Annotated in this window: 18 protein-coding genes; 11 read left to right on the top strand and 7 right to left on the bottom strand. The window is 72.2% G+C overall.

The window, feature by feature from the left end:
- Positions 1 to 156: 156 nt before the first annotated feature.
- Together N538_RS0114385 and N538_RS0114380 are read left to right on the top strand one after the other, a co-directional pair.
- A complete protein-coding gene (locus tag N538_RS0114385; RefSeq protein ID WP_028637865.1) occupies positions 157 to 2,463 on the top strand; it encodes a transglycosylase domain-containing protein in 2,307 nt (768 codons plus the stop codon).
- Entirely contained in the window at positions 2,464 to 3,909 is a 1,446-nt protein-coding gene (locus N538_RS0114380; RefSeq protein ID WP_028637864.1) for a glycosyltransferase family 87 protein, read from the top strand.
- Here N538_RS0114380 and N538_RS0114375 read toward each other — a convergent pair.
- Both N538_RS0114375 and N538_RS0114370 read right to left on the bottom strand, forming a co-directional pair.
- Entirely contained in the window at positions 3,870 to 4,925 is a 1,056-nt protein-coding gene (locus N538_RS0114375) for an alanine racemase (protein ID WP_028637863.1), read from the bottom strand. The genes N538_RS0114380 and N538_RS0114375 overlap by 40 nt on opposite strands.
- Entirely contained in the window at positions 4,922 to 6,058 is a 1,137-nt protein-coding gene (locus N538_RS0114370) for a lipid II:glycine glycyltransferase FemX (RefSeq protein WP_028637862.1), read from the bottom strand. The genes N538_RS0114375 and N538_RS0114370 overlap by 4 nt, the downstream gene beginning before the upstream one ends.
- A 166-nt stretch (positions 6,059 to 6,224) precedes the next feature.
- Here N538_RS0114370 and N538_RS25535 point away from each other — a divergent pair, with 166 nt between their 5' ends.
- The 5 genes from N538_RS25535 to N538_RS0114345 all read left to right on the top strand — a co-directional run bounded on the left by N538_RS25535 (position 6,225) and on the right by N538_RS0114345 (position 11,674).
- On the top strand, positions 6,225 to 6,854 hold the full coding sequence (locus N538_RS25535) for an RNA polymerase sigma factor (RefSeq protein WP_231496226.1): 630 nt from the start codon (positions 6,225 to 6,227) through the stop codon (positions 6,852 to 6,854).
- Complete coding sequence (locus N538_RS0114360; RefSeq protein ID WP_028637861.1) at positions 6,851 to 7,312, top strand: hypothetical protein; 462 nt, start codon at positions 6,851 to 6,853, stop codon at positions 7,310 to 7,312. The genes N538_RS25535 and N538_RS0114360 overlap by 4 nt, the downstream gene beginning before the upstream one ends.
- A gap of 235 nt (positions 7,313 to 7,547) precedes the next feature.
- A complete protein-coding gene (locus tag N538_RS25530) occupies positions 7,548 to 8,891 on the top strand; it encodes a S8 family peptidase (RefSeq protein WP_197025350.1) in 1,344 nt (447 codons plus the stop codon).
- A gap of 7 nt (positions 8,892 to 8,898) precedes the next feature.
- On the top strand, positions 8,899 to 11,340 hold the full coding sequence (locus tag N538_RS25525; RefSeq protein ID WP_155992109.1) for a CHAT domain-containing protein: 2,442 nt from the start codon (positions 8,899 to 8,901) through the stop codon (positions 11,338 to 11,340).
- A gap of 37 nt (positions 11,341 to 11,377) precedes the next feature.
- Positions 11,378 to 11,674, top strand: a complete 297-nt coding sequence (locus N538_RS0114345; RefSeq protein ID WP_028637860.1) for a hypothetical protein — start codon at positions 11,378 to 11,380, stop codon at positions 11,672 to 11,674.
- 17 nt (positions 11,675 to 11,691) lie between these two features.
- Here N538_RS0114345 and N538_RS0114340 read toward each other — a convergent pair whose 3' ends face one another.
- Together N538_RS0114340 and N538_RS0114335 are read right to left on the bottom strand one after the other, a co-directional pair.
- Positions 11,692 to 12,105: a VOC family protein gene (locus tag N538_RS0114340; RefSeq protein WP_028637859.1), complete on the bottom strand. Its 414-nt coding sequence runs from the start codon at positions 12,103 to 12,105 to the stop codon at positions 11,692 to 11,694.
- The gene (locus N538_RS0114335; protein ID WP_028637858.1) at positions 12,102 to 12,899 is read right to left on the bottom strand and encodes a deoxyribonuclease IV; all 798 of its coding nucleotides are present in this window, start codon (positions 12,897 to 12,899) and stop codon (positions 12,102 to 12,104) included. Before N538_RS0114335 ends, N538_RS0114340 begins: the two co-directional genes overlap by 4 nt.
- A 235-nt stretch (positions 12,900 to 13,134) precedes the next feature.
- Between N538_RS0114335 and rpsF the strand changes: the two genes are divergently transcribed.
- From rpsF to rplI, 4 genes are all read left to right on the top strand, one after another.
- Positions 13,135 to 13,425 carry a 30S ribosomal protein S6 gene (gene rpsF / locus N538_RS0114330; protein WP_028637857.1) on the top strand — a complete coding sequence of 97 codons (291 nt, stop codon included), beginning with the start codon at positions 13,135 to 13,137 and terminating at the stop codon, positions 13,423 to 13,425.
- A 111-nt stretch (positions 13,426 to 13,536) separates the two neighbouring features.
- The gene (locus N538_RS0114325) at positions 13,537 to 14,088 is read left to right on the top strand and encodes a single-stranded DNA-binding protein (RefSeq protein ID WP_028637856.1); all 552 of its coding nucleotides are present in this window, start codon (positions 13,537 to 13,539) and stop codon (positions 14,086 to 14,088) included.
- 205 nt (positions 14,089 to 14,293) lie between these two features.
- Positions 14,294 to 14,530 carry a 30S ribosomal protein S18 gene (rpsR, locus tag N538_RS0114320; RefSeq protein ID WP_028637855.1) on the top strand — a complete coding sequence of 79 codons (237 nt, stop codon included), beginning with the start codon at positions 14,294 to 14,296 and terminating at the stop codon, positions 14,528 to 14,530.
- A gap of 14 nt (positions 14,531 to 14,544) precedes the next feature.
- Positions 14,545 to 14,991 (top strand): 50S ribosomal protein L9, encoded by a 447-nt coding sequence (gene rplI / locus N538_RS0114315; RefSeq protein WP_028637854.1) that lies wholly within the window; start codon positions 14,545 to 14,547, stop codon positions 14,989 to 14,991.
- 206 nt (positions 14,992 to 15,197) lie between these two features.
- On the opposite strand, the gene N538_RS0114310 is transcribed toward rplI, so the two are convergent.
- The 3 genes from N538_RS0114310 to N538_RS0114300 all read right to left on the bottom strand — a co-directional run bounded on the left by N538_RS0114310 (position 15,198) and on the right by N538_RS0114300 (position 18,316).
- Positions 15,198 to 16,358, bottom strand: coding sequence for a hypothetical protein (locus N538_RS0114310; protein WP_028637853.1), 1,161 nt, complete (start codon positions 16,356 to 16,358; stop codon positions 15,198 to 15,200).
- Positions 16,359 to 16,436: 78 nt separating this feature from the next.
- Positions 16,437 to 16,973: a hypothetical protein gene (locus N538_RS0114305; RefSeq protein WP_028637852.1), complete on the bottom strand. Its 537-nt coding sequence runs from the start codon at positions 16,971 to 16,973 to the stop codon at positions 16,437 to 16,439.
- The gene (locus tag N538_RS0114300) at positions 16,970 to 18,316 is read right to left on the bottom strand and encodes an MATE family efflux transporter (RefSeq protein WP_028637851.1); all 1,347 of its coding nucleotides are present in this window, start codon (positions 18,314 to 18,316) and stop codon (positions 16,970 to 16,972) included. The genes N538_RS0114305 and N538_RS0114300 overlap by 4 nt, the downstream gene beginning before the upstream one ends.
- Between the last annotated feature and the right edge of the window lie 4 nt (positions 18,317 to 18,320).

The following is an 18,320-nucleotide window of genomic DNA, read 5'->3' as shown; positions in this document are numbered from 1 at the left end:
CCTATCGTAGCGATATATCCGCGCGGTGCGAACCGGGTACCGGTCCAGATGACCTGACGGACGTGTCGCAGCGCACCCGTGCGCCGTGTTGGGCCCGGTTGCCGGGTCCCCGTACCCTGACGTGGATCTCGACCTCGACCCGCGGAGCCAGCGACAGTGAGTGGTAAGCGCAGCGCGCCCAGCAAGTCCGCGGCGAAGCGACCCCGCACGCGCAAGCAGAAGGTGCTCCGGCTCGCCAAGTGGCTCGGGATCGCGTTCCTCGCCTTCGCGCTGGTCGCGGTGGGCGGGTTCGTCGTCCTCTACAAGATGATCGACATCCCGGACCCGAACCAGGACTTCCTCACCCAGACCTCGAAGATCTACTACGCCGACGGCAAGACCGAGCTCGGCGACTTCGCGGTCCAGAACCGCGACTCGATCACGCTCGAGGAGATGCCGGAGGACCTGCAGGACGCCGTCGTCGCGGCCGAGAACCGGACCTTCTGGACCGACAAGGGCATCGACCCCAAGGGCATCATCCGGGCCGCGTTCAGCAACGCGTCCGGCAACTCGACCCAGGGTGCGTCCACGATCACCCAGCAGTACGTGAAGATCCTGTACCTGAGCCAGGAGCGGTCCTACAAGCGCAAGGTCAAGGAAGCGATCCTGTCGCTGAAGGTCCAGCGCGAGCAGAGCAAGTCCGAGATCCTCCGGGGCTACCTCAACACCATCTACTTCGGCCGGGGTGCGTACGGCGTGCAGGCCGCCGCCCAGGCGTACTTCGACAAGGACGCCAAGGACCTGGACCTCAAGGAGTCGGCGGTCCTCGCCAGCGTCCTGAACAACCCGACCCACTTCGACCCGGCCAACGGCAAGCAGTCCAAGCACGACCTGCACGAGCGCTACGACTACGTGCTCGACGGCATGGCGGACGCGGGCAACATCACCCAGGACGAGGCGGACAAGGCGAAGAAGCACCTGCCGAAGTTCCCGCCCGTCAAGGCCGACAGCCGGCTCGGTGGCCAGCGCGGCCACATGCTCACGATGGTCCGCGACGAGCTGCACCACCTCGGCTACAGCGACGAGCAGATCGACGGCGGAGGCCTGCGGGTCACCACGACCTTCACCCCCAAGGCGATGGACGCCGCCAAGCAGGGTGTCGTGGAGGAGCGCCCCGAGGGCTTCGGCGACAAGCAGCTGCACATCGCGGTGGCGAGCGTCGAGCCCGGCACCGGCGCACTGCGCGGATTCTACGGCGGCCAGGACTACCTCGACTCCCAGATCGACTGGGCGGTGACCGGTGGCTCGCCGGGCTCCTCCTTCAAGCCGTTCGCGCTCGCGACCGGTCTGAAGGCGGGCTTCTCGCTCAAGGACACCTTCGACGGGGACTCGCCGTACTACTACAACGGCGAGGGCACCGGTGACCGGGTTCGCAACGAGGGCTCGGGACCGGACGGCCTCGGCACCGACTACGGCTCCGCCGTCAGCCTCCTGTACGCCACCGAGGAGTCCATCAACACCGCGTACGCCGACCTGACCATGTCGATCCCGGACGGCCCGCAGAAGATCCTCGACACGGCGAACGCGGCGGGCATCCCGAAGTGGGACAAGTCCCAGTCCGGCTTCAACCACCTGCACACCAGCCCCGGCCTCGAGCCGATCTCCGGCATCGCCCTCGGATCGGCCACCGTCGCGCCCGTCAACATGGCCAACGCCTACGCCACGATCGCGAACGGCGGCGAGGCGGCCGACGTGCACGTGATCGAGAAGGTCGTCGACGAGCAGGGCGGCCACAACTACACGTGGAAGCAGCACACCACCCCGGCGTTCGACGCGGACGACGAGCAGATGAACAGCGACATCGCCGCGGACACCTCCTACGCGCTGCAGCAGGTGGTGAAGAGCGGCACCGGCCAGAACGCCCTCGCGCTGGGCCGTCCGGCGGCGGGCAAGACCGGCACGGCGACCAACGGCGACGACGAGGTCTCGTCCTCGTGGTTCGTGGGGTACACGCCGCAGCTGGCGACCGCGGTCATGTACGTCCGGGGCAAGGGCAACGAGCAGCTCGACGGATGGCTGCCGTCGTACTTCGGCGCCGACTACCCGACCCGCACCTGGACCGCCGTGATGCGCGCGGACATGGAGGGGCTGCCCGTGGAGGAGTTCCCGCTGGCGGCGAACCTCGACGGCGAGGCGCCGGACACCGGGCACGAGCCGGCTCCGCCGCCGCCGACGAGGACCAGGACCGTGCAGCCGTCCAGCACGCCGTCCACCCAGACGTCGTCGGCGCCGCCGTCCTCGCAGAGCCCGAGCGAGTCGCCGACCGAGTCGCCGTCGGACAGCTGTGGCCTGCTCGGCTGCGGCTCGTCGTCGAGCACCCCGTCGCCCTCCGACACCGCGAGCTCGCCCACGGGCAGCCCGTCGGGGCCCGGGGGCGGACACACCAGGGGCCGGCGCGGCCGGCGGCGTACCCCGGTGGCCTGAGTGTCGCCGGCGCGGGGTGACTGGGTCGATCCCACGTCGGACGATCCCGTCGTCGGTGCGCTGAGCGAGGGGGTGGGCGGCCCGGCCGGCCCACGCGCCGCGCGGCACCCGTGGTGGACGCCGGTGCGGGTGGTGCTGGCGATGACCGCGGTCGTCATGGCGCTCGGGATGTGGCAGAAGACGAACTGCTACGACGACACGTGGCAGGACGGCAACGCCCGCTACACCCACATGTGCTACTCGGACCTGCCGTACCTCTACACCGGCCGCGGCTTCGCGGAGCTCAGCTGGCCCTACAGCGACGACGCGCAGACGCGGGCGCGCTACGAGGTGATGGAGTACCCCGTCGGCATCGCCTACTGGGCGTACGGCGCCGCGTGGGTGACGCACTGGCTCAACGGCTCGCCCGACATCGAGCCGCGGTACTCCCAGTCGGTCGGCGACCTGTCGGGGACGGCGCCGGTGCTGCGCGAGATGCGGATCTTCGTGATCGTGAACGCGCTCGGGTTCGCCGCGCTGACGCTGCTCGCGGCATGGCTGCTCGCGGGCGTCAACCGCCGGCGGCCGTGGGACGCGGCCGCCTTCGCGCTGTCACCGGCGCTGCTGCTGACGGGCCTCGTGAACTGGGACCTGGTCGCGGTCGTGTTCGTCGCCGGCGCGCTCTGGGCGTGGCGTCGGGAGAAACCACTGCTCACCGGCGTGCTGATCGGGCTCGGTACGGCGGCCAAGCTCTACCCGCTGTTCCTGCTCGGCGGGATCCTGGTCATCTGCCTGCGCCAGCGCCGGATGCGCGAGCTCGGGCTCGCCACGCTCGGGGCGGCCGCGGCCTGGGTGCTGGCCAACGCGCCGGCGTACCTCTCCGGGCCGGCGGAGTGGAAGGTCTTCTGGACCTTCAACTCCGACCGCGGTGCGGACCTCGGCTCGGTGTGGCTCGTGGTCCAGCAGGCGATGGAGCGCACCGGCGACCCGTTCGCGTTCGAGCCGCACACGATCAACGTCGGGTCCTGGCTGTTCTTCGGGGCGTGGTGCATCGGCGTGCTGGTCCTCGGGCTCACCTCGCCGTCGACGCCGCGGCTGGCCCAGCTCGGGTTCCTCGTGGTGGCCGGCTTCCTGGTCGTGAACAAGGTGTACTCGCCGCAGTACGTGCTGTGGCTGCTGCCGCTCGCGGTCCTGGCGCGGCCGCGCTGGCGGGACCTGATCATCTGGCAGGCCGGTGAGGTGCTCTACTTCGCGGCGGTCTGGTGGTACCTCGGCGGCTTCCTCGCACCCGCGTCCGGCGGCGACTCCGGCTTCTACTGGGCCGCGATCCTGATCCGGGTCGCCTGCGAGCTGTGGCTGGTGGCGATGGTGGTCCGCGACATCTGGCGACCCCGTCACGACCCGGTCCGGGCGGCGGAGTGGGAGCCTCAGCTCAGGACGACGCGGTCGAACGCCGTGGCGGTGTAGCGCACCCGCACGTCCACCTCGTCGCCGACCGCGGGCACCCGCGCGCCGTGCGGGAGGAACAGCATGGAGGCCTGCATGTGCGGGGGCTCCGCGAACAGCCGTTGCTTGCCGTCGATCGAGAACGGCGAGCGCACGAAGCCGGCCGCGTCCAGGCCACCGCGCGCGAGCGTCGCGGCACGGGCCTTGATCGAGGCGTCGCCGGTGGGCGCCTCGAGGCCGATGCCGTGCGCCGTGCCGCCGCTGACGACGAGGATGTGCCCGGCCTTGGGCGCGGTGCGGTGCCGGTAGCCGTAGGAGTCGCCGCGCTCGACCTCGTGCACGTCGAGCACGGTCGCGGTCACCCGCAGCGCCCCACGGTCCCCGAGCCAGAGGTCCGTGCCGACCCGCGGCCGGAAGGTCAGGTCGGGGTACGCCGAGCGCAGCTCCCCGAGCTCGGCCGCGCTGAGGTGGCTGACCCAGATGGTCTCGAGCGGCAGCTCGGCGGCGACCACGTCGTTGACCAGCCGGCGCACCTCGGTCAGGTGCGCCCCGTGGGCGAGGGGCAGGTGCAGCGCGACGCCCTCGACCTTCGCGCCCGGGCGCGCGGCGACCTCGCGGGCCGCGGCCCAGAGACCGCGCGCGGTCATGCCGTGGCGGAGCATGCTGGTCTCGCGCTCGAGGACGAACCGGGCGTCGGGCTGCCGGTCGAGCAGGTCGGTGACGTCCTCGGTGCGGCTGACGGTGTGGACGACCCGCCTGGCGATCGCGGGGTCGACGTCGAGAGCGGCGCCGAACGGCCGCCACGGCGTGAGCACCAGCAGGCTGCGGTCGTACCGCCCGGCGACCTCCGGGAGCTCGTCGTAGGTGCCGACGGCGAGGGTGTCGAGACCCAGCCACCCGGCCTTGCGGGCCAGCCGGCCGAGGCCGAAGCCGTAGCCGTTGCCCTTCGCGACCGGGACCAGGCCGGGAGTCGCGTCGGCGCAGGCGCGCAGGTGGCGGCGCCAGCGGTCGCCGTCGACCGTCAGGGTGAGGCTCATCCGCGCCGCCGCATGTAGAGGTCGAAGGCCCGGTAGAGCGGCTTGCTGAGCGGCAGGTCCCACTCCCCGACGTACTCGACCGCCTCGCCGCCGGTGCCGACCTTGAACTGGATCAGGCCCAGGTGCGGGTCGTCGGAGGCCAGGGTGTCGGTGATCCCGCGGAGGTCGTAGACGTCCGCGCCCGCGGCGATCGCGGCCCGGATCATCGCCCACTGCACGGCGTTCGAGCCGCGGACCTCCCGCTTCTCGGTGGAGGAGGCGCCGTAGGAGTACCACGCGTGCGCACCGACCCGGATCGCGATCGTCGCGGCGACGAGGGTGCCCTCGTGCCGGGCGGTGTGCAGGACGATCCGGTCGGGGTCCTCGGCGGCCAGCGCCTTGACCATGGTGGTGAAGTACGACAGCGGCCGAGGCGTGAAGTGGTCGCGCTCGGCGGTGTGCACGTAGAGGTCGTGGAAGGACTTGAGCTCAGGCTCGATCGCGACGCCGGCGTACGCCGCGGTCTCGACGCCCTCCTTGGCGGCCTTCTTGATGTTGCGGCGCCACTGCTGGTTCATGCCCGCCAGCACGTCGTCCTCGGTGCGGCCGGAGAGCGGGACCTGGAAGACGTACTGCGGCTGGCCCGCCGCGAACCCGCCCTCGGCCGCCTGCGGTCGCCAGCCCAGCTCGGTGAGCTGGGAGACCACCCGGGCGCCGGCACTGGAGCGCTCCGTGGGCGCCAGCTCGCCGAGCCGGCGTACGGCGTCGTCGGCGATGCCCTCCTTGACCGTCGCGGCGTCCCACCGGCGGGTCACCACCGGCGGGCCCATCCGGACGCCGAACGCCCCGCGCTCCTTGAGGTACGCCGCCATCGGGGCCAGCCAGGCGGCGAGGTCCTCGTCGTCCCAGTCCAGGTCCGGGCCCTCGGGGAGGTAGGCGAGGTAGCGCTTCAGGCGGGGCAGCTGCCGGTAGAGGACCAGGCCGACGCCGGTGAGCTCGCCGCCGCGGAAGAAGCCGATCGACTCGTGCCGCCACTCCGACTTCACCCGGCCCCAGGCCGGGGTCTGGAGGAAGCTGACCGAGCGCCTGGCCCGGATGTGCTCCAGGTGGTCGCTCGCGGAGATCTCGCGGACGCTGAGCTCTGGCCGGGGCACCGTCCGAGGTTATCCAATGGCCGGTCTCACCCGGACCGGGCGATGCCGGTCCAGACCGGTCGGCGGAAGATTCCGGTGACCAGGTATCAGGATCGGCCCCCGGGACCTCCTCCATGCCGTGATCCTGATCGAGAGACATGTCCAGCATCGGGGAGCGGCGCGACACGTGAGCAGAGCAGGCTCGGCCCGGCCGGTGGGTGGCGGCGATCGCCCCGACGGCGTCTCGGCGCGCGCCGGCGAGGTCTGGGGCCAGGCGACCGCCGGCTTCAACCTTTGGGTCGCGGGCGACCCTGCCGGGCTCGACGACCTGGTGGCCGTGATGACGCCGGTGCTGTGGCACGTGGTGCGGTCCTACCGGCTCTCGGAGTCGGCGGCCGAGGACGTCGTGCAGTCGACCTGGCTCGCGCTGGTGCGCCGGCGGTCCTCGATCGTCGACTCCGTCGCGATCGGCGGCTGGCTGACCACGACCGCGCGTCGCGAGGCGTGGCGGGTGGCGCAGGGTGACGGCCGCACCACCCCCGTCGCCGACCAGGACCTCGAGCCACGCATCCCGGCGGCGCGGTCCGCCGAGGAGGCCGCGGTGCAGCACGACGAGGGCGACCGGATCTGGGCGGCCGTGGACGGCCTGCCCGAGCGGTGCCGCCGGCTGCTGCGGATCGTCGCGTTCGAGAACCGGCCGGACTACCGTGAGCTGGCGTCCGACCTGGGCATGCCGGTCGGCAGCATCGGCCCCACCCGGGGCCGGTGCCTGGCGAAGCTGCGGGTCGCCCTGATGCAGACGGGGGAGTTCAAGTGAGCGAGCTGAGCAGGGACGCCCTCCTGGGCATCGTCCGTGACGTGTGGGAGCGGCACGACCCGGTGCCCGACCACCTGGTGGCGGCCATGCAGGCCGCCGCCGCGATCGCCGCCTCCGACCTGGACGTGGAGCTGATGGAGCTCGTGGAGCGGGCGACCGAGCTGGTCGGCGCGCGCGGCTCCACGTCGTACACGCTCCGCTTCGTGCACGGCGACACCGACCTGCTGCTGCGCGTCGCGGTCGACGGCGACCGGTCCCGCGTCGACGGCTGGGTGGTCCCGCCCGAGCCGATGACGGTCCGGGCGCTGCCCGGCGACGATCCGACCGACTGGTCGTCGGTCGTCACCGACACCGGACGCTTCGAGCTCACCGACCTGCCGCTCGGACTGCTGCGGCTGAGGCTCGAACCGCACGACACCACCCGTCCGGCGTTCGCGACGCCGACGTTCGAGATCTAGAGGAGCCATGGTCCAGCAGCAGCCCGAGCCCAAGCGTCCTGCCCGCAAGCCCCTCGACCGCGACCCCTCGCCGCCGCGGCCGTCCGCCATCGCCACCGTCGAGGGACGGATCCTGGACCCGGCCACCGCGATCACGGTCAAGGGCGTCACCCCGCGACCGACCGTGTACGTCGGTCCGCGGCTCGTGATCTCGAAGTCCGTCGACTTCGAGGGCGCGATGCGGGTTCTCCGCGCCGTGGCCGCACCGCTCGGCTGGGACGTCGAGCCGGAGCCGGAGGATCCGCGAACGGTGAGCCTGAGGTTCGGCGTCCGGCCGGTCCGCCTGGTCGTGGCCTCCGACCGCGCCACCATCGCCCCCGACGGCTGGACCCTCCTTCAGCAGACGCGCGCCCAGTTCGGGGTGGAGTCGGTTCGCGGCGTCGGGCTCGACCACGTCGTGTTCGTGAGCCCGTTCAACGAGTCCCACCCCTTCAACGAGAGCCATCCGTTCAACGAATCGCACCCTTTCAACGAGAGCCACCCGGCTGAGGGCGGCTACCGGCCCATGAGTACCTACGGCATCCCGGGGAGCGGAGGTCGACAGCCGGTCGCCTACGTCGGACCACCACCCCGGCGACGCAAGGCCGCTGCGCTACCGGGACGTCGACCGGTCGTGGCGCTCCTCGACACGGGCTGCGCTCCACATCCGTGGCTCGACGACGTCGTCCAGACCGACGTCACCCTCGATGGGCACTCCATCGGGTTCGACGATCCGGCGACCGATCCGGATCTTCACGGTGACCTCGTGGGCGACCTCGACGGGATGATCGATCCGTTGTCGGGGCACGGCACCTTCATCGCGGGCATCGTGCACCAAGCGTGCCCTGATGCCGACATCCTGTCGTGGCGGATCGTGCCGTCCGCGGGCCCGATCGCGGAGTCTGACTGGATCGTTGCGCTGTCGCAGATCGCGGAGCTCGTGCGCCGCGACCGGGCAGGCGAGGCCGGCGGGCGACGGATCGACGTACTCAGCCTCTCGCTCGGCTACTACCACGAGACCCCGGAAGACCTGCTGTTCGATCCGACGCTGTACGCCATTCTCGCCGACCTGTCCGCGAACGGGACCGTCGTCGTGTGCTCGGCCGGAAATGACGCGACGAGCCGACCGAGCTTTCCGGCCGCGTTCGCACCGTGGGCCGACGGGAGCGGTCCGGTGCCCGTCGAGGCCGCACGTCCGCCCATCGTCTCCGTCGGAGCCACGAACCCCAACGGCTGCTCCGACGCCTTGTTCAGCAACGCTGGGCCGTGGGTTCGCGCGTACGTTCCGGGCGCCGCAGTGATGAGCACGATGCCGGCGTTCCAAGGGGGGCTCCTTCCGGTGGCGAGGACACACGCGTTCGGCCGGTTGCGCGAGTCGATCGACCCGGACGACTTCCGCGGTGGCTTCGGGGTCTGGAGTGGGACGTCGTTCGCGGCGCCGCTCCTGGCCGGCGCCATCGCCGCGCGACTTCTCGAGACGGCTCAGGACGACGAGGATCTGGCCACCGTCATCGGTCGCGCCTGGGCGTGCGTCGCGGAGTTGACCGACATCACGCCATAGTGAGCGGGTGCGATCGGCGGAGGAGCTGCACCTTCAAGGGATGGTCGCGGTCAACGCCGGGCGGCTCGGTCAGGCACAGCGCCTGCTCGCGACTGCCCGGGAGCGCACGATGGATCCCGCCCTGCTCGCTCGTATCGATGCGACGGCGGCCTACGTCGCCGCTGACACGCAAGATCCCGACGTCGCCCTGCGGCTCCTGGACCGAGCTCTGAACGAGGAGCAGTTGCGGGGTCAGCATCGAGGGGTGCTGCTGTGCCAGCGCGCCCTCATCCTGCGGCGGACCGGCAACGCGATCAGCGCTCTGGACGCGTTCGGTCAGGCCATCGAGCTGTTGGCCGAGGCGCCTCTGGATCTCGCGAAGGCTCAGCTGAATCGAGGGACCGTCCACCTGGATCGTGGTGACCCGCAGTCTGCTGCGAGCGACTTCGAGTCCGCGGCGGCGAACTACAACCTGACGGGCGACGCGATCGCGCGCGCGAAGGCCGAGCACAACCTCGGCTACGCCCGCTTCCTCGCCGGGGACCTCGTCGGCGCCCTCAGGGCGATGGAGCAGGCGCACGTGGTGCTCGAACCGGTGAGCCCCGTCGTCAAGGCCACCTGTGAGCAGGATCGTGCCGAGGTCCTGCTCGCCGCGGGGCTGGTCAGCGAAGGGGTTCGTCTCCTGCATCGAGCGGCTGCGGACTACGGTCGGCGACGGATGCGACAACGTCAGGCGGAGGCAGAGCTCGCGCTGGCGATCAATGTCCAGCCATTCGACGCCCGGGTCGCCCTCACCGCGGCCAGGAGCGCCCGCCGGCGATTCCGGGCGTTGTCGTCGGACGTGTGGAGGGCGCGCGCCGAGGCACAGGTGGTGGCGGCGGAGGTATCGCTGGGAGGCACCGCTCCTCGGCTGGTTGCGACCGCAGATGCTGTCGCCGAGGAGCTGAGCGGGCTGGGACTGCCGTGGCGGGTCCGGTCGGCGGAGCTCGACGCGATTCGGGTGCTCGCCCGACGCGCAGACCTTGACGGAGCAGCGGTCCGACTGGGCGCTCCGATGGGGACAGCGGCGCCCCTGGCGCTGCGCATCGACGACTGCGACGTCCGCGCGGAGGTCGACGTCGCGCGGGGCCGCCCGACACGGGCTCTCGAGCACCTCCGGACGGGGCTGACGGCTCTTCACTCCTGGCAGAGCTCGTTCGGATCCCTCGACCTGCAGACCGGCGTGGCCGGGCACGGCGTACGTCTCGCGGCGCGTGGACTCGCGCTGGCCGTGGAGTCACGGCGGCCGGAGGTGCTCTTCGAGTGGTCCGAGCGGGCGCGGATGCTCGCCAGCCGGGTGCAGCCGGTGCGCGCGCCGGAGGACGAGCAGATCGTCGCGGACCTGACGGAGCTGCGGGGGATGGTCGCCGAGGGCGGGCAGCGCGACCCGGCGCGGGAGGCCGAGCTGCGGCAACGGGTGCGGGAGCGGGCCTGGCAGCACCGGGGCTCCGGCGAGGTCGCGGACCCGGTGACCCTCGACGCCCTGCGGCCGGCCCTCGACGGCGAGGCGCTCGTGGCGTACGTCGTCGCGGCGGACCGCGTGGTCGCGCTGGTCGCCACGTCCGACGACGTGACCCGGCTCGACCTCGGCGGGCGGGCACAGGTCGACGCGCTCCTGGGGGGCCTCCTGCCGGACCTCGACATGGCGGCCGCCGAGCTGCCCGAGGCCATGGCCGGGTTCGTGCGAGCGGAGCTGGCCGGTCGGCTCGCCGGGATCGCGGCCACCCTCGTCGAGCCGCTGCTGGCAGCGGTCGGGGAGCGAGCGGTGGTCCTCACGCCGTCCGGGGTGCTCGCAGGGGTGCCGTGGACGCTGCTGCCCGGGTTCACCGGTCGTCCCGTCACGGTCGCGCAGTCGGCGACCAGCTGGCTGGCCCGGCGAACGACGCCGCTGCGCTCGGCCACGGCCGGCCTCGTCGCCGGTCCGCGGGTCGCCCGTGCCGAGGACGAGGTCACCGCAGCCGCGAAGGAGTGGGACGGCGCGCGGCTCCTGACCGGGGAGGTCGCGACCGCCGGCGCCGTCTCGGAGCTCGCGTCGACGGTAGACGTCCTCCACGTCGCCGCGCACGGCCGGCACAGCTCCGAGAACGCGATGTTCTCCGGCCTCCAGCTCGCCGACGGCCCGTGGTTCGGCTACGACATCGACCAGCTCCGCCAGGTGCCCGACGTCGTCCTGCTGTCCGCGTGCGAGGTCGGTCGCTCCACGGTCCGGTGGGGGGACGAGCTGATCGGCATGACGACCGCCTGGCTGCACGCGGGTGCGCGCCGCGTCATCGCCTCGGCGGCAGCCGTCAACGACCGGGCGGCGTACGACGTCCTCGTGACGGTCCACCAGCAGCTCGTCGCCGGGGTGGACCCTGCGGTCGCACTCGCCGCGGCGGTGCCCGCGGTCTCGGCCGACACCGCCCCGGTGCCGCTCGTGTGCTTCGGCTGACCGGTATCAGGGCGGGTCGGGGTCGCTCCTCGAAGACATGCCCATCACGATCCAGCACCGCATCCTGCGTGACCCGAAGCCCGGCGAGATCGTGCGCCTGCCGGCCGGCAGTCGCCTCGAGGTCCGGTTCCGCCGCCGGGGACTCGGCCTGAGCCGCTGGCAGGTCGAGGACCGGCCTGCCCACCTGGTGCCCCTCGACGTGGGGGACCACGGCTTCCACTTCCTCGTGTTCCACGGGGAGGGCGAGGGGCCGCAGCCGCTCCGCCTGGTCCGCAGTCGGGTCGACCGGCCCGGCTCGGGCGAGGTCAGGCACCTGCTGGTGCTCGTCGGCTGAGCTGCCGGTCCCGAGGCCTACAAGGAGAAGTGCTCGGGCGCGAGACTGCGCAGGACGCAGAACTCGTTGCCCTCCGGGTCGAGCATCACGACCCAGCTCTTCTCCGGCGGCGCGAGGTCGGTACGCCGGGCGCCGAGTGCCTCGAGCCGCGCCACCTCGGCGTCGCGGTCGGTGTCGACGGGGGAGATGTCGAGGTGCACCCGGTTCTTCACGACCTTCTCCTCGGGCACCCGCGCGAAGAAGATCGTCGGCGGGACCGGCCCGGAGCGGACCTCGGCGAGCAGCCGCGCGTCCTCGCGGCCGGCCGGTCCGATCTCCACGAGGTCGCGGTCCTCGTCGAGCACGACGTAGTCGAGGACCGCGGCCCAGAACCGCGCGAGCGCGGCCGGGTCGGCGCAGTCGACGCTGAGCTCGGTGATCCGGGACGTCATCCGATCCGCTCCTCGAGCCAGTCGGCGTCGGCGCCGTGCTCTCCGGCACCGCCCGGCGTCTCGAGCACGACCGGCGCCCCGGCGTCCCGCACGACGGCGGCCAGCAGGTCGGGGTCGACCTTGCCGGCGCCGAGGTTCGCGTGCCGGTCGGCGCCGGAGTCGAACTCGTCGCGGCTGTCGTTGCAGTGCACCAGGTCGATCCGCCCGGTGAGGCTGCGGACGTCCTCGACCACGGTCTCCAGCGCGTTGCCGCCGGCGTGCGCGTGGCAGGTGTCCAGGCAGAAGCCGACCAGGTCGAACTGCTCGGTCGAGGAGATCGCGTCGAACACCCGCCCGATCCGGTCCAGGTGGCGGGTCATCGCGTTGTCGCCGCCGGCGGTGTTCTCGATCAGCAGCGGCAGCTTGAGGTCGACCGCCTCGATCGCCTTGCGCCAGTTGTCGAAGCCCACCGCAGGGTCGTCGTCCTTGTTCACGTGGCCGCCGTGCACGATCAGGCCGCGGGCGCCGATCGCGGCGGCGGCGTCCACGTGCTGCTGGAGCAGCTTGCGGCTCGGGATCCGGATCCGGTTGTTCGTGGTCGCGACGTTCACGATGTACGGCGCGTGCACGTACAGCCCGATCCCGGCGGCCTCGGCGTCGGCACGCAGGCCGTCCGCGCCGCCGGCGTACCGGAACTCGGGGCCCTTGTACCCCTGCGGGTCGCCGAGGAAGAACTGCACGTGGGACATCCCGCGCGCCTGCGCCTCGGCGATCGGGTCGGTCTGGTCGACATGGGCGCCGATCGCGATGCTCATGCGGCCAGCCTAGGCGCCGCCTCGACGTGGTCCCGACCCGCGGGACGCTGTCCACGCCTGCGTGGCAGCGATTGTGTGGGCGCGTCGTGGCGCTGTTAATCTTGGGCGTTCTCTGTTTCCGCGCCCACCGACGGGTGCTCGCAGGGGACCCGTGCGGCTCGCCGTACGGAATCGCATCGCCCTCCTGCCACGGAGAGTCCGTGGCCGCCCGAGTCCAGAGGAGGTGGAGACCGCTGTGCGTGCCTACGAAGTGATGGTCATCCTCGATCCCAGCATCGAAGAGCGGACCGTCGAGAGCTCTCTCGACAAGTACCTCAACGTCATCCGTACCGACGGCGGCACCGTCGAGTCCGTCGACGTGTGGGGCCGGCGTCGCCTGGCCTACGAGGTCAAGAAGAACGCCGAGGGCATCTACGCCGTCATCACGCTGAACGCCGAGCCGGCCACGGTCAAGGAGTTCGACCGCCAGCTCACCCTCAACGAGTCGATCCTGCGCACCAAGGTCATCCGGCCCGACGTGCACTGAGCCCCAGGACTCCGTCCTGTGGATCGGCCCTTCCGCCTGTCGGTGCGAGACGCAACGATGTGCGGACGTGGTCGGACGACTCTGATCAGAACCAAGCCTTAGGAGCTCTTCATGGCAGGCGAGACCGTCATCACGGTGGTCGGCAACCTCGTCGACGACCCGGAGCTGCGCTTCACCCCGTCGGGTGCAGCCGTGGCGAACTTCCGGATCGCGTCGACGCCGCGCACCTTCGACCGTCAGACCAACGAGTGGAAGGACGGCGACGCGCTGTTCCTCTCCTGCTCGGTGTGGCGGCAGGCCGCGGAGAACGTCGCCGAGTCCCTGCAGCGCGGCATGCGCGTGATCGTGCAGGGCCGCCTCAAGCAGCGCTCCTACGAGACCCGCGAGGGCGAGAAGCGCACGGTCATCGAGCTCGAGGTCGACGAGGTCGGTCCCGCGCTCGCGTTCGCGACCGCCAAGGTCACCCGCGCCTCCCGCTCGGGCGGCGGCGGTGGCTACTCCGGCGGCGGCGGGCAGTCCCGTCCGCAGTCCGGTGGCGGCAACGACCCGTGGGCGACGCCCGCTGCCTCCCAAGGTGGCGGCGCACCGTCCGGCGGCCAGGCTCCCGCGGGCAACGACCCGTGGGGCGCCCCGGGCGCCGGCTCGGACGAGCCGCCGTTCTGAGTCGCCCGCCGGCTCGCGCCGAAGGCGCGAGGCGAGCGACGGATCGGCGGCCAGCTCGAGTAGCGCCGACTGAGCGAAGCGAAGTCCGGACGCGCGTATCGAGACCAGCTCGGTTCTGATCCACCACCAAGAAATCCGAACACCCTCAACCATTCCGGCACTCAACCCACTCGTGGGGCCGGGCTTCTAGAGAGGAAGCACCACAATGGCCAAGGCAGTGATTCGCAAGCCGAAGAAGAAGGTTTGCCAGTTCTGCAAGGAGAAGGCGACCGGTGTCGACTACAAGGACACCGCCCTGCTCCGCAAGTTCATCTCCGACCGCGGCAAGATCCGCGCGCGTCGGGTGACCGGCAACTGCGTCCAGCACCAGCGCGACGTGGCGACCGCCGTCAAGAACGCCCGCGAGGTGGCCCTGCTGCCCTACACGTCGACCGGTCGCTGAGAGGAGGCACGGAGATGAAGCTCATCCTGACCCAGGAGGTCACCGGTCTCGGTGCTCCCGGCGACGTCGTCGAGGTGAAGGACGGCTACGGCCGTAACTACCTCGTCCCGCGTGGCCTCGCGCTGCGCTGGACGCGTGGCGCGGAGAAGACCGTGGAGTCGATCAAGTCCGCCCGCGCCTCGCGCGCGGTCCGCGACCTCGACCACGCGGAGCAGATCAAGACCAAGCTCGAGGCCCAGCCGGTCAGCGTGAAGGTGCGCGCCGGCTCCGGCGGCCGCCTCTTCGGCGCCGTCACGGTCACCGAGATCGCCGGCGCCCTCGCCGACGCCTCGGGCGAGCAGGTCGACAAGCGCACGATCGTGGTCGAGAACCCGATCAGGTCGCTCGGCGCCCACGAGGTGTCGGTCAAGCTGCACGACGACGTGTCGGCCACGGTGGCCCTCAACGTCATCCCGGCCTGACCCGGAGCATCGGCTCCTGCAGCGCAGCGGCACCAGGCCGTCGACCCGCCCGACCCCGTCGGGCGGGTCGTCGCCATTTCCGGTGGCGCCACGATCGCTGTCACGCGGGGTTACCCTCGCTGTAGCGCCCGCATGAGCCGTGTGCAGCGTCCATGACCCCGCGTTGCAGCTGCGTGCCGCGCCGTACCGCGCCGTACCGGGTACACCTAGCGCGCGGAGACGGCGTCCACCCGGACCGGCTTGCCGTGCGAGGCGACCCGCACCTGGAGGGTGCCGGCCAGCAGCCCGCTGATCGCATCGCGCACCGCGTAGACCTTCAGCTTCGCGGGGTCCTTGCTGTGCAGGTCGACCGGGTACCACCGGCCCCGGCCCACGCGGATCTCCACCCGCCCGAGCTGCGGGCCGGCAGGGGCCAGCAGCTGGATCTCGCGGACGTTGCGGACCGGGAAGCTCAGCACCGCGCCGTACGTCGAGGTCTCGAGGTAGTCGCCCCCGAACCCGCCCGGGTCCCGGAACCGCCGCCAGTCGCCGCGGGACGCACGGTCGGCGTCACCGAGGGCCAGGTTGCGGGGCACGAAGAACTCCTGCACGAACGGTGACGGGTCGACGTTCCCGGCCGGGTCGACGGCCGCCGCGCTGAACCGCTTGCCGCCCGGCGTGAGGTTGCGGAGCGTGGTCAGCCCGTCGTTGCACGCGACCGCTTTGCCATTGAGGCTGCAGCGATACGACGTGCCCTGCGTGCTCTGCAGCCGTAGCTGCGCGCTCGGCTCGACCAGCATGGGCCCGTCGAAGCCGGACTCGTCGGGGTACGACGTACGCAGGAAGCCGAAGGTGTTCGGGGCCGTCGCGTCGACGGTGAACATGAGCTGGGCGGGCGTCTGGTCGTGGTCGGGGGCGTCGGTGCTGCCCGTGTAGGGCCACGCGTCGGTGGTCAGGTCGTGCGCGTCGTCCAGGGTGTCGACCGCCCGCACCCGGAAGGTGTACGGCGTCGCGCCGTTCTCGGTGAGCCCCTCCTGGGTGAACGGCGAGGTGCACGACTGCCAGGTCGTCGGAGCGCTGACGGAGTCGTAGAACTGGCACTCGTAGCCGATCGCGTCGGTGTCGGCGTCCGGGTGGGCGCCGTGGAAGGCGATCGTCACGCTGGTCGAGCGGAGCCAGGGCGTGCTGAGCGTCGGGCTGTCGATCGTCGTCTCGGGCGGGACGGTGTCGTCGCAGCCGGCCCCGCTCGGCAGCCCGAGCGGACCGGTCGGCTGTCTCTCGCTGTAGCACGGGTCGGCCGCGTCGGCCGCGGGCGAGACGGCCACCAGTCCGGCGGCGATGGCGAGGACGACGGTGCCGATCGCGGCGGCACGACGGTACGCAGGCATGGACCCTCCCTGGATCTCAGACGGTGCTCCCACCCGCCCAACGGACCGTCTGCCCGCGGGGTACGTCGGCCAACCCGGTCAGCCCGTGCTGGTCTGGTCCACCAGCGGAACGGCCCACGGGCGGGCGGCGTAGCGGAACAGCAGCACGATGACCAGCACGATCGTGACCACGCCGAGCGTGAGCATCGCGCCGACGGCGCCGGGCTCGGCGGCGAGCACGACGGCCGGGGCGATCCCGGTGAGGACGACGAGGGTGCACGCGGTGCGCAGCCAGGCGCGCGCCCGGCGGTCCCCGGCCTCCTCCGCGAGCCGGGCGAGGGCCGCGCAGACGGTGCCGACCGCCGCGACCTGCGGCAGCGAGCCCGCCCACTCCAGCGACGCGTCGGTGTCGGCGAGCGCGTCCGGGACGGCCGGGAACCACAGGAAGACCGAGACGACGAGCGCCAGCCAGCACAGGAACCGCACGGCCCCGGGCCAGGGCAGGTTCGGCAGCCGGCGTACGCCGTGCAGGACCAGGGCCCACCCGACCGGGTCCGGCAGCAGGTCGTAACCGTCGAGCCGGGCGACGAGGGCCACGATCACCAGGCCCATCGCGACGGACTGGAGCGGCTTCACGGCGTCACCCTACGGGCGGGGCCGGCACCGGTGACCAGCCACGCGTCCCCGCGCTGGCGGTGCAGGAGCACGAGGAGCCGGGCGCCCATGAACACCGCGCAGAACGACACCCAGACCGCGACCAGGCCCGCGTCGGCGGCGCCGCAGGCGAGGGCCACCGGAGCGTAGGCGAGCAGGGTCACCAGGCCGGCCATCGCGAGGTAGCGTCCGTCGCCGGCACCGATCAGCACGCCGTCGAGGACGAACACGACGCCCGCGACCGGCTGCCCCAGGGCCGCGACGAGCAGCACTGGGACGAGCAGGTCGGAGACGTCGGGGTCACCGGTGAACAGGCGCCCCAGCACCGGGCTCGCGGCCGCCAGGAGCAGCCCGGTGACCACGCCGCTCACCGCGCCCCAGCGGACCATCCGGGTGGTGAGCTCGCGGGTCCCGGTGACGTCGCCGGCGCCCAGCGCCCGGCCGGTGATCGCCTGTGCGGCGATCGCGATCGCGTCGAGCACGAAGGCGAGGAACGTCCAGATCGTCATCGCGAGCTGGTGCGTCGCGAGGTCGACCTCCTGCTCCCGCGTGCCCGTCGCGCCGAGGGTGACGGCGTACGTCGTCACGAGCAGCGCGGCCCGGAGGGTCATGGTGCGGACCACGAGCGGGACGCCCGAGCGCCCGGCGGCCCGGATGCCGGGCAGGTCGGGCCGGAGCGGCGCACCGTGCCGCCGCGCGGCCCGGACCACGACGACCACGAAGACGGTCGCGCTGGCGACCTGGGCGATCACCGAGCCGAGCGCGGAGCCGGCGATGCCGAGGCCCGCGGGGTAGACGAGCACCAGGTTCAGGACGACGTTCAGGGCGTTGCCGCCGACCGCGACCGCGAGCGGCGTACGGGTGTCCTGCAGGCCGCGGAGCACGCCGGTCGCGGCGAGCATCAGCAGCAGCGGGACGGTGCCGAGGAACGCGATCCGCAGGTACGTCGCGGCCGGGCCGGTCACCTGCTCGGACGCCCCGAACAGCTGCACGAGCGGCTCGGCCAGCGGCACTCCGAGGACGGTCACCGCCGTGCCGATGCCGACCGCCAGCCAGAGCCCGTCGATCCCGTGGGCGAGGGCGCCGCGCAGGTCGCCGGCCCCGAGGAACCGCGCCACGCTCGCCGTGGTCCCGTAGGCGAGGAAGATGCACACCCCGATCGCGGTCTGCAGCACGGCGGCGGCGATGCCGAGGCCGGCCAGCGGGGCCGTGCCCAGGTGACCGACGATGGCCGCGTCCGCGAGCAGGAACAGCGGCTCGGCCACCAGCGCCAGGAACGCCGGGACGGCGAGCCGGACGATCTCCCGGTCCCGGGCGTCGGCCACGGAC

The organism is Nocardioides sp. URHA0032 (assembly GCF_000620645.1).
Classification (GTDB): Bacteria; Actinomycetota; Actinomycetes; order Propionibacteriales; family Nocardioidaceae; genus Nocardioides.
This window is presented reverse-complemented; position numbering and strand designations above follow the sequence as displayed.